Raw genomic sequence first — 10,496 nt, 5'->3', positions numbered from 1 at the left:
TCAGGCGCTTAAGGATTGGCACAAAAAACAACCGGAATTATTCAAAAAGAAAATCTATGATCTACATGATTGCCAGCCCGGCGGGTTCCATACTGAAATCCATATGAAACGTCGAAGAGCCATTAATCATAGACCATTTCCATCGTAATACCTTGGCTGTGAATTGGGAGTTTAGCTGTCTTTCAACCAGATTCGATGATTCAACGGCGATTCGGCACTCATGCTATGATTCGCCGGAAAACGAACGGTCGCCATACTGCCAGTGAAATCCTTACCCGATATCAAAGAATCCGAAGCACAACAGCTCAGGGAACTCGGCCTCGCCGTGATCCGCACCGAAGCTGCGGCTATCGCGAACCTGGAAAGACAGGTGGACGGCCATTTCGTACGCGCCTGCCAGTATCTGCTCCACTGCAAGGGGCGGATCGTGGTAACCGGCATGGGAAAATCCGGGCACATCGGCAACAAGATTGCCGCCACCCTCGCCAGTACCGGCAGTCCGGCCTTCTTCATGCACCCCGGCGAGGCCAGCCACGGTGACCTCGGAATGATCACTGCGGGTGACGTGGTACTGGCCCTGTCCAACTCGGGTGAAACTGCCGAGATCATCACCATCTTGCCTATCATCAAGCGTCTCGGGGTACCGCTGATCAGCATGACGGGCAATCCCGATTCCATTCTCTCCCGGGAAGCCGAAGTCAACATCGACGTGAGCGTGGACCGCGAGGCCTGCCCCCTGGGGCTGGCGCCGACGGCAAGCACCACAGCAGCCCTGGCCATGGGGGACGCCCTGGCGGTGGCGCTGCTGGAAACCCGCGGCTTCACCGAGCTGGATTTCGCCCGCTCCCATCCCGGCGGCAGCCTGGGCCGCAAGCTGCTGCTCCACATCGGCGACATCATGCACAAGGAGGACGACATACCACGGGTGCAGGAACAGGCCACCATCAGCGAAGCACTGATGGAGATGACGGCAAAGGGACTGGGCATGACGGCGGTAGTGGACGAGGACAGCAGGATCAGCGGCATTTTCACCGACGGCGACCTGCGGCGTACCCTGGACCGGGGCGTGGACCTGCACAGCACCGCGGTAACGGAAGTGATGACCCCGGGGGGCATCACCTCACAGCCAGAACATTTGGCCGCAGAAGCGCTCAAACTGATGGAAGACAATAAAATCAACAGCTTGCTGGTGGTGGACGAGGACAGCAACCTGATAGGCGCACTCAACATGCACGACCTGCTGCGCGCAGGCGTGGTTTGACAGGAAAACGGAAAATGCAGGACATTCTGGAAAAGGCAGCACAGATCAAGCTGGTCATCTTCGACGTGGATGGCGTCCTTACCGACGGCAGCCTGTACCTCGGTGACGACGGACAGGAATACAAGGCTTTCAATTCCCTGGACGGGCACGGCATGGTCATGCTGCAGCAGACCGGTGTGCAGATCGGCATCATCACCGGCCGCACCTCGAAAGTGGTGGAAATCCGCATGAACAGTCTGGGCATACAGCATCTGTACCAGGGTCAACGCGACAAGCGACCGGCCTACAGTGAACTGAAAGATCACCTGGCACTGAACGACAGCCAGATTGCCTACGTGGGTGACGACGTGGTGGACCTTCCGGTCATGAGCCGCGTAGGCCTGGCCATTGCCGTGCAGGACGCCCATGCGTTTGCAAAGCAGCACGCCCACTGGATCACGCCTTCCGCCGGCGGCAAAGGCGCTGCTCGTGAGGTGTGCGAACTGATCATGGAAGCCCAGGGCAATCTGCACTCCCATCTGGAAAGTTACCTGCGCTGATGCGCATCTGGCTGCTGTTGGCGCTGCTCACGGTGCTGGGCATCACCTGGTGGGCTTCCCGCCAGGAACCTGCCACGATGGAATCGGAACGCGTGGATCAGGACCAGGTTCAGGACTATTTCGTGCGCGGGCTGGAACTGCATCTGTTCGACACACAAGGCCGGCTGTCCCATATCCTCGAGGCCAACCGCCTGGCCCATTTCAAGGCTTCCGGTATCACCCGGCTGCAGCAGCCCGGCTACATCCTCTACGAAGACAAGCAGCCCGCCTGGAAGATCCGTGCCGAAAAGAGCGATCTCTCCCGTGACCAGTCCCTGCTGCAGCTGCTGGGAAAAACCGAAATCAACTGGCAGGGTGATGACCTGCGCCCTCCCATGCACCTGATCACCTCGGACCTGATTGTTCGCCCGCAAACCGAATATGCCGAGACAGCCGCCCCCGTGACTGTCACCAGCGGGGAAAACTGGATAGAATCCACGGGTATGCAGGCCTGGCTCAAAGCACCGGGCAAAATCCGCTTTCTGGCTCAGACGAGGGCCCACTATGTCGCTCAGTAAATGCTGCACGCTTTCATTCCTGATACTGACCCTGCTGGTAACCGCACCCGTTGCGCTGGCTTTACCGTCCGACAAGGACGCGCCGGTGGAAATCGAGGCAGACAGTGCCGATATCGACCAGAAGACTGCAACAACCACCTATCGCGGCAAAGTGAAGATCAGGCAGGGATCCATGCAACTGCAGGCTGACAAAGTGGTGATCACTTTCAGGAACAGGAAACCCGGCAAGCTCACCGCTACCGGCAAACCGGCTTCCTTCAAACAGCGGCCGGAAAAGAACAAGCCCTGGGTCACCGGCCAGGGCAGGCGCATCGTGTATGACATCAACAGCGAAGAACTGACCCTGACTGGCGATGCCGTACTCACCCAGAACAATGACAGCTTCCGCAGCGACCGCATCGTCTATGACCGCGTCAAGGCGCGCCTCAAGGCCGGCGCGGCGGCAAAAGGCTCGGAGCGGGTCAAGGTCATCATTCATCCAGCGGGAGATGCTGAATAAGCCATGAGCTTTCTCAGCGCCGAAGGGCTGGTCAAGAAATACCAGGGCAAGGCCGTGGTGGACGGCGTCAGCCTGCATGTGGATGAAGGCGAGGTCGTCGGGCTGCTCGGACCCAACGGCGCGGGCAAGACCACCTGTTTCTACATGATCATGGGCCTGATTCCCGTGGATGCCGGCAGCATCGGCCTGGGAGGAAGGGATCTGACCTCCAGTCCCATGCATGTGCGCGCCCGACACGGCCTGGGCTATCTCGCCCAGGAACCGTCCATTTTGCGCCGCCTGAACGTCGAGGAAAACATTCTCGCCGTGCTGGAAATCGGCCTCAAAAAGATGCAGAAAAGGGAACGTCAGGAACGCTGCGACGAACTGCTGGCCGAATTCGGCATTTCCCACCTGCGCCGCAATCTGGCGATCAGCCTCTCCGGCGGCGAGCGCCGGCGCCTGGAAATCGCCCGCTGCCTGGCTACCAGCCCCAGCATCATCCTGCTGGATGAGCCTTTTGCCGGCGTGGACCCCATTTCAGTAGCTGACATACAGCAAATCGTTGAAAACCTGGCAAAAACAGGCATCGCCATATTGATAACGGACCACAATGTGCGCGAAACCCTGGGCATCTGCCAGCGCGCCTACATCGTATCCGAAGGCGCTGTACTGGCACAGGGCACACCGGAGGAAATACTTTCCCATGACGAAGTCCGCAGCACCTATCTGGGCGAAAACTTCCGCCTCTGACACAGGCAACGCCCTCTTGCGCTCCAAATACCCCTGGATAAACAAGGCAATATCGTGAATATTTCCCAAAATGAGGCGTTTAACAGAGGAATATCGGCTAAACCTGACCTGTATCAAGCATTGTCATTTCGGTAAACGGGCCAGCTTGCGCTAAACTATGGATAAACGAGAAAACAAAGGACTCCTCAACCACTAATGAAAGCTTCCATTCAGCTCCGCCTGGGTCAGAACCTCACCATGACCCCGCAGCTGCAGCAGGCGATAAAGCTGCTGCAACTTTCGACACTGGAGCTCAAACAGGAGATTCAGGAGGCGCTGGAGTCCAACCTCATGCTGGAGGTGGAAGAGGAGCGAAGCGAAGAACCCGCCGCCTCTGATGAAAAGCTGCCCGAAACAGCGGCAGAAACAGGCTCCGAAGAACTGGAAGTCCAGAGCAGCACAGAGACCATCCCGGAAGAACTCCCGGTGGACGCCAACTGGGAAGACCAGTACGACATCCCCGTCACCCGCAGCCAGAACAGCGGCAGCGAAGAACAGACCGATTACCTCGCCCGGGAAAGCCACACCGAAACACTGCAGGACTACCTGCACTGGCAGCTCAACCTCACCCCCTTCAGCGAGGAAGACCGCGCCATCGCCACAGCCATTATCGACGGTATTTCCCCGGACGGTTATCTGCATGCGCCGCTGGAGGAGATCATCGCCGATATGGAGGATGAGGAAGTGGGCATGGAAGAGGTGCTCACGGTGCTGCACCGCATCCAGCATTTCGATCCCCCCGGCGTTGCCGCACGCGATCCCCAGGAGTGCCTGCTGCTGCAGCTGGAACAGCTCCCTGCCGACGACCCCATCAAGCGCAAGGCGGAAAAGCTGTTGCGCGACCATTTCGACCTGCTCACCAGCGGCAACGAGCCCCGTATCCGCAAGCTGCTGCGGCCGAACGCCGAGCAGGTGCAGGCCGTGTTCGGTCTGATCCGCTCCCTCAATCCGCACCCGGGATCCAGCATTTCCCCGGCCAACACCCGCTACGTGGAACCGGATGTTTTCGTCGAAAAGAAGAACGGCCGCTGGCTGGTTTCCCTGAATCCCCAGGCCATGCCCCGGCTGCGGGTCAATCCTGAATATGCCGCTCTGGTGAAACGTGCCGACAACAGCACCGACAACACCACACTGAAAGACCACCTGCAGGAAGCCCGCTGGTTTCTCAAGAGCCTGCAGGGACGCAACCAGACCCTGCTGAAGGTCGCCACCCGCATCGTGGAAGTGCAGCAGGCATTCTTCGACCAGGGTGAAGAAGCGATGAAACCCCTCATCCTCAAGGATGTCGCCGAAGCGGTGGAAATGCACGAGTCCACCATCTCACGCATCACAACAGGCAAATACATGCACACGCCCAAAGGCGTGCTGGAATTCAAATACTTCTTTTCCAGCCATGTCAGCACCGACAGTGGAGATCAGGCCTCTGCAACCGCCATCCGTGCCTGCATCCGCAAGATCATTCTCGCAGAAAACCCCAAGAAACCCTTGTCTGACAACAAGATCGCCACCATGTTGTCAGAAGACGGTTTCAAGGTCGCGCGACGCACCGTCGCCAAGTACAGAGAAGCAATGGCAATCCCGCCATCCAATGAACGTAAACGTCTCGTTTAATTAAGGAGAACATTATGCAACTGAGCGTAACCGGTCATCATGTAGAACTCACCGACGCCCTGCGCAGTTATGCAGAAGAGAAAATCAAGCGCATCGAACGCCATTTTGATCATGTCACCAACGTACACGTTATCCTGAGTGTGGAAAAACACATGCAAAAGGCAGAAGCCACCGTGCATGTCAGCGGTGCCGACGTATTCGCCGAGGCCAGTGAAGAGGATATGTATGCGGCCATCGACGGCTTGGTGGACAAACTTGACCGGCAGATTCTCAAACACAAGGAAAAAATCCAGAAACGGGCTCGCGGCAACGGCGCAAAAGTCGTCATGGCCGAAATGCCGGAATAATCCGGAGATTGCAGCAACTACAGGCTGCAGCCCTTCAACAGGCCGGAACCTCCCGAACAACCGTTAGGGAGGTTCCCACAACTCATCAGACATCATGTTACCTGAAGATTTACTGCAGCTGGATCAGATCAGCCTGTCCAACAATGCCGCAAGCAAGAAACGGGCGCTGGAAGTGATCGCTGAGCTACTGGCAGCGGGCACCAACGCGCCACCGGCAGAGGCCATCTACGAAAAGCTGCTGGACCGTGAACGCCTGGGCAGCACCGGCATGAACCACGGTATCGCCCTGCCCCATGCCCGCATCAAGGGCATACACAAACCTACCGGAGCCTTTCTGCAACTGAACGAAGGCATCGACTTCGATTCCATGGACGGCAAACCCGTGGATCTGGTTTTCGGTCTGCTGGTGCCGGAACAGGCGACAGAAGCCCACCTGGAACTGCTGGCCGAGCTTGCCAAGTTGTTCAACAAGCCCGAGCTCTGCGCCCAGGTCAGGCAGGCCACGAACGCCGAACAGGTGTTGCGCCTGCTCAATCCACCGCCACTGCCTGATGCAGCATCAGATCACAGTTAAGGATCTGCTCGATGCCCTGCAGGTGCGCCTGCGCCTGCGCCTGCTGGCAGGCAAGAAAGGGCTGGGAAACATTATTTTCGACGCCGATCTGGAAAAATCGGACCCCATCATCGCCGGCCCACTGAACTACATTCATCCCAGTCCGGTGCAGATCATCGGCCCCAAGGAAAAAAAATATCTCACCGGCCTGAACACCGAAGACCAGAAAGCCGCGCTGCAGAGACTGTTCGCCGCCGAGCCCGCCGCCATCATCCTGAGCAACCGGCTGAAATCTCTCAAGACACTGGACACACTGTCGGACAAGCACTGCGTTCCCCTGCTGGCTTCTTCGCTCAAGGACGCCCAGGTGCTGGACAACCTGCAGTATTACGCGGCCCGTTTCTTCGCCCGAAAGACCAATCTTCACGGCGTCTTCCTTGAGGTGCTGGGCATGGGTGTGCTGCTCACCGGCCATTCCGCTGTGGGCAAGAGCGAACTGGCCCTGGAACTGATCATCCGCGGTCATCGCCTCATCGCCGACGATGTCACCGAATTCCGCCGCATCGCTCCTGATATCGTCAGCGGCAGCTGCCCGCCTCTGTTACGTGAATTTCTCGAGGTACGCGGCCTTGGCATCCTCAACATACCCGCCATGTTCGGCGACAGCGCCACCAAGCGCAGCAAATACCTGCACCTCATCGTGCACCTGAGACGCATGAAGCTGCAGGAGATCGCCGACATGGAACGCCTGCGCGGCGCCGGCCGTTACCGCAACGTGCTGGGCGTGGACATACCCGAGATCACCGTACCCGTGGCGCCGGGGCGCAACCTGGCCATCCTGGTGGAAACAGCGGTCAGAAACCACATCCTCAAGCTCAAGGGTTACGATGCCGCCGAGCTGTTCATCGAGCGCCAGCAGCAGGCCATCGAAGAAAACAGCACATGAGCATCGGCGTCCTACTGGTCACCCATCCCGGCATCGGTGAAGCACTGCTGAACAACGCCAGTGAACTCATCGGTGCCTGTCCCCTGCAGGTGCGCTGCATGGACATTCCCTTGCAATGCGACACCGCGCAACTGCAACAGACAGTGCTGGAAAATGCCAGAAAACTCGACGACGGCAGCGGTGTGCTCATCCTCACCGATGCCTTCGGCGCCACTCCCAGCAACATCGCCTGCCAGCTGACCAGGGAAATGCTGGCCAATGTGGTGTCCGGCCTCAACCTGCCCATGCTCATCCGGGTTTTCAACTACGCCAGCGATGATCTGCAGGCACTGACCCACAAGGCGGCGGAAGGCGGCATCCGGGGCATACAGGTTTCACATACCGGGGAAACCGCCGAATGAAGACTTCAGCGGTAATCATTCCCAACAAACTGGGCCTGCACGCCCGTGCAGCAGCCAAACTGGTGAGTACGGCCAGCAGTTTTTCAGCGGAGGTCTTCCTGGAAAAAGGCGACAACCGTATCAATGGCAAGAGCATCATGGGCGTGATGATGCTTGCCGCCAGCAAGGGCACGGAAATCAACGTGATCACCGACGGCGCAGATGAAGCCGCCGCCCTGAAAGCCGTGGTTGCACTCATCCGTGACGGCTTCGGGGAAGAACAATGACGCTGGCGATACAGGGCATCGGCGTCGATACCAGCATCAGCACCGCCATCGGCAAGGTGCTGATGCTCTCCAGGGGCAACATTCAGGCGGAACCCGGCCTGGTGGCGGGCAACAGGATCGAGGAGGAGATCCAGCGCTTCTTCAACGCCGTGAAAGAAGCCGCCGGCCAGTTGCGCGAGATACGCAAGCAGATACCCAAAGACACGCCGCCCGACATCCTCGAATTCATCGACACCCATCTGCTCATGCTGGAGGACAAAGCCATCTCGGAAGCGCCGGCACAGACCATCCGCGAGGAAGGCTGCTCCGCCGAATGGGCGCTGCAGATGCGGCGCAACCAGCTGATGCGGGTATTCGAGGACATGGAAGACGCCTATCTGCGCACCCGCAAGGACGATCTGGATCACGTGGTCAACCGCATCCTGCACATCCTGCAGGGGGGCAGGAACAGCGACCCGGCAGAAATCGCCGGTCACATCATTGTCTCGGAAGATCTCACTCCGGCAGATGCGATCATGCTGCACCAGCGCGGCGCCATCGGTTTCATCACCGATTTCGGCAGCCCCATGTCCCATACCGCCATCCTGGCCCGCAGCCTGGGCATTCCCGCCGTCGTAGGCGCCCACGGCGCCACCAGCCACCTGCATCCCGGAGAGCTCGTCGTCATCGACGCCCGGCATGGCAGCGTGCTGGCAAATTGCGACAACGCCTGCCTGCTGTTCTTCCGCCGCCGTCTGGAACAGGAACAGGCGCATCGCCACGCGCTGCACAACCTCAGAGACACGCCCGCCCTGTCACTGGACGGGCAGCAAATCGAGCTGCTGGCCAATATCGAACTGCCCGAGGACACGGAACCCGCCATCGAAGGCGGCTGCAGCGGTGTCGGACTGTACCGAACCGAATTCCTCTACATGAACCGGGAAGAACTACCCACGGAAGAGGAGCATTTCCAGGCCTACAGTCAGGTAGTGAAAGGCATGGGAGAGCAGCCTGTCACCATACGCACCCTGGATCTGGGCGCCGACAAGCAATGCGAATATCAGCCGGAACCTGCTTCCTGCACCAACCCCGCACTGGGCCTGCGCGCCATCCGCCTGTGCCTGAAGGAAACAGACATTTTCCGCATCCAGATCCGCGCTATCCTGCGCGTGTCGGCGCGGGGGAACGTCCGCATGATGCTGCCCATGCTCACCAATCTATGGGAAGCCAGGCAGGCGCGCCAGATCATCAAGGAGGAACGCCTGTCACTGATGGAGCAGGGAAAGGCCTTCGATCCCGAGATGCCCATCGGCGCCATGATAGAAACACCTGCCGCTGCACTGACGGCGGAAAGCTTTGCGCGGCTGTTCGATTTTCTCTCCATCGGCACCAACGACCTCATCCAGTACACACTGGCGGTAGACCGTGCCGACGATGCGGTCAACCATCTCTACAATGCCCTGCATCCGGCGGTCATCATGCTCATTCAGCAGGTGGTAAAGGCGGGCATCACCTGCGGCAAGCCCGTTGCCATGTGCGGCGAAATGGCCGGCACACCCGGCTATATCCCGCTGTTGCTGGGTATGGGCCTGCGCAGCCTGAGCATGCATCCCGCCTCTTTGCCGGAAGCCAAACAGCTGATACGCAATCTCGACATCAGCCAGCTGGAGCAAAAGACTGCGGGGATATTGCAAAACCTGCTGAACGAAGATCTGGAACAGGCCGTACAGTCGCTTACGGAATAAGCGCTTCAGCCCTTGCCGGCGGGCAGCGCCGCGTCCCTGCCGCTGACCAGACCCTGCACAGGGCGGCTGTCCTCATCCAGCCAGCGCAGATCGTAACGGTGGAAGGACTTGCCATAGTCCCGGATGATCCGTTTCACGTAGCCGCGGGTTTCCCGGTAGGGGGGCACCCCCCCATACTGCAGCACCCGGCGCTCACCCGCATTGTAGCCTGCCAGCGCCTTGACCAGATCCCCTTTGAAATAGGCCAGCAGCCAGCGCAAATAGGCCATACCGCCACGGATATTCTGTTCCACATCCCAGATGTCACGGACCCCGAAGCGCACAGCTGTTTCGGGGATCAGCTGCATCAGTCCGGAAGCACCCTTGGGGGAATGCGCCCTGACATTGAAGCCGGATTCGAAGCGGATAACCGAAAGCACCAGGTTGGCATCGAGATCGTATTCCTGGGACAGGTTCTCGACCATGCGCACGATGTTTCTGCAGTCAGGATCAGTACAACGCTGCTTCAGCCATGGCAGGGTCGCCACGTAGTTGCAGCCGTTCCTGGCGCCGCTTTTGCCACCGATCATTTTCAGTACCTGTGCCGCCTGGGCATTCCCGGCCGCCGCCGATTTCTTAAGCCAGTAACGTGCGACATCATCGTCGGGCGCAACGCCGCAGCCATTCACATACATCCACCCAAGGTTGTACCACGCATCTTCCAGACCCTGTATGGCCGCCCTGCAGTACCAGCTTCTCGCCTCCCTGGGTGACCGGCTGACACCCTCGCCGTTTTCATAAGCGACGCCCAGTGAAACTGGGCCTGAGGATTTCCTTCAGCGGCGAGCGTGCGCAACTCTGCAAGCGGCAGCAGCAACTCCTTTGCCTGTGCGCTGGACATGCAGCACAGCAAAGCCAATACCGGCAACCAGGAGCGATTGCCCCGACACTGCACCCCGCGCTGTTCACTGTTGCCAAAGACCATTCTGCAGACTCCTGCCTTGTCGGGTACCATGTGATTATATTCCAAAAAGGAGCTATC

Annotated in this window: 14 protein-coding genes; 13 read left to right on the top strand and 1 reads right to left on the bottom strand. The window is 59.0% G+C overall.

Annotation, left to right across the window (positions count from 1 at the left end):
* Positions 1–262: 262 nt before the first annotated feature.
* The 12 genes from ACOCD2_RS06215 (at position 263) to ptsP (ending at position 9,475) form a co-directional block, all read left to right on the top strand.
* Positions 263–1,261, top strand: coding sequence for a KpsF/GutQ family sugar-phosphate isomerase (locus tag ACOCD2_RS06215; protein ID WP_293645866.1), 999 nt, complete (start codon positions 263–265; stop codon positions 1,259–1,261).
* 14 nt (positions 1,262–1,275) lie between these two features.
* The gene (kdsC, locus tag ACOCD2_RS06210) at positions 1,276–1,800 is read left to right on the top strand and encodes a 3-deoxy-manno-octulosonate-8-phosphatase KdsC (RefSeq protein ID WP_293645868.1); all 525 of its coding nucleotides are present in this window, start codon (positions 1,276–1,278) and stop codon (positions 1,798–1,800) included.
* Positions 1,800–2,357, top strand: a complete 558-nt coding sequence (gene lptC, locus ACOCD2_RS06205; protein WP_293645870.1) for an LPS export ABC transporter periplasmic protein LptC — start codon at positions 1,800–1,802, stop codon at positions 2,355–2,357. The genes kdsC and lptC overlap by 1 nt, the downstream gene beginning before the upstream one ends.
* Complete coding sequence (lptA, locus tag ACOCD2_RS06200; protein ID WP_293645872.1) at positions 2,344–2,856, top strand: lipopolysaccharide transport periplasmic protein LptA; 513 nt, start codon at positions 2,344–2,346, stop codon at positions 2,854–2,856. Before lptC ends, lptA begins: the two co-directional genes overlap by 14 nt.
* Before the next feature lie 3 nt (positions 2,857–2,859).
* Positions 2,860–3,588: an LPS export ABC transporter ATP-binding protein gene (gene lptB / locus ACOCD2_RS06195; RefSeq protein WP_293645874.1), complete on the top strand. Its 729-nt coding sequence runs from the start codon at positions 2,860–2,862 to the stop codon at positions 3,586–3,588.
* Between the two features lie 195 nt (positions 3,589–3,783).
* A complete protein-coding gene (locus tag ACOCD2_RS06190; protein WP_293645876.1) occupies positions 3,784–5,238 on the top strand; it encodes an RNA polymerase factor sigma-54 in 1,455 nt (484 codons plus the stop codon).
* 14 nt (positions 5,239–5,252) lie between these two features.
* Complete coding sequence (gene hpf, locus ACOCD2_RS06185) at positions 5,253–5,585, top strand: ribosome hibernation-promoting factor, HPF/YfiA family (RefSeq protein ID WP_293645878.1); 333 nt, start codon at positions 5,253–5,255, stop codon at positions 5,583–5,585.
* A gap of 94 nt (positions 5,586–5,679) precedes the next feature.
* A complete protein-coding gene (locus ACOCD2_RS06180) occupies positions 5,680–6,159 on the top strand; it encodes a PTS sugar transporter subunit IIA (RefSeq protein WP_293645880.1) in 480 nt (159 codons plus the stop codon).
* Entirely contained in the window at positions 6,137–7,084 is a 948-nt protein-coding gene (hprK, locus tag ACOCD2_RS06175) for an HPr(Ser) kinase/phosphatase (protein WP_293645882.1), read from the top strand. Before ACOCD2_RS06180 ends, hprK begins: the two co-directional genes overlap by 23 nt.
* On the top strand, positions 7,081–7,485 hold the full coding sequence (locus tag ACOCD2_RS06170) for a PTS sugar transporter subunit IIA (RefSeq protein ID WP_293645884.1): 405 nt from the start codon (positions 7,081–7,083) through the stop codon (positions 7,483–7,485). The genes hprK and ACOCD2_RS06170 overlap by 4 nt, the downstream gene beginning before the upstream one ends.
* Entirely contained in the window at positions 7,482–7,751 is a 270-nt protein-coding gene (locus ACOCD2_RS06165; protein ID WP_293645886.1) for an HPr family phosphocarrier protein, read from the top strand. The genes ACOCD2_RS06170 and ACOCD2_RS06165 overlap by 4 nt, the downstream gene beginning before the upstream one ends.
* Positions 7,748–9,475 (top strand): phosphoenolpyruvate--protein phosphotransferase, encoded by a 1,728-nt coding sequence (gene ptsP / locus ACOCD2_RS06160; protein WP_293645888.1) that lies wholly within the window; start codon positions 7,748–7,750, stop codon positions 9,473–9,475. Before ACOCD2_RS06165 ends, ptsP begins: the two co-directional genes overlap by 4 nt.
* Before the next feature lie 5 nt (positions 9,476–9,480).
* Here the strand turns inward: ptsP and ACOCD2_RS06155 are convergent, their stop codons facing one another.
* Positions 9,481–10,266, bottom strand: coding sequence for a transglycosylase SLT domain-containing protein (locus ACOCD2_RS06155; RefSeq protein ID WP_308214419.1), 786 nt, complete (start codon positions 10,264–10,266; stop codon positions 9,481–9,483).
* On the opposite strand from ACOCD2_RS06155, the gene ACOCD2_RS06150 reads away from it, so the two are divergent.
* Positions 10,266–10,496 (top strand): hypothetical protein (locus ACOCD2_RS06150; protein ID WP_293652471.1); only part of this gene is annotated, 231 nt, incomplete at its 3' end. The genes ACOCD2_RS06155 and ACOCD2_RS06150 overlap by 1 nt on opposite strands.

The organism is Thiolapillus sp., assembly GCF_048562965.1.
GTDB lineage: Bacteria > Pseudomonadota > Gammaproteobacteria > Chromatiales > Chromatiaceae > Thiolapillus > Thiolapillus brandeum_A.
The sequence above is the reverse complement of the archived record's forward strand: the minus strand, read 5'-3'. Positions and strand labels throughout refer to the sequence as shown.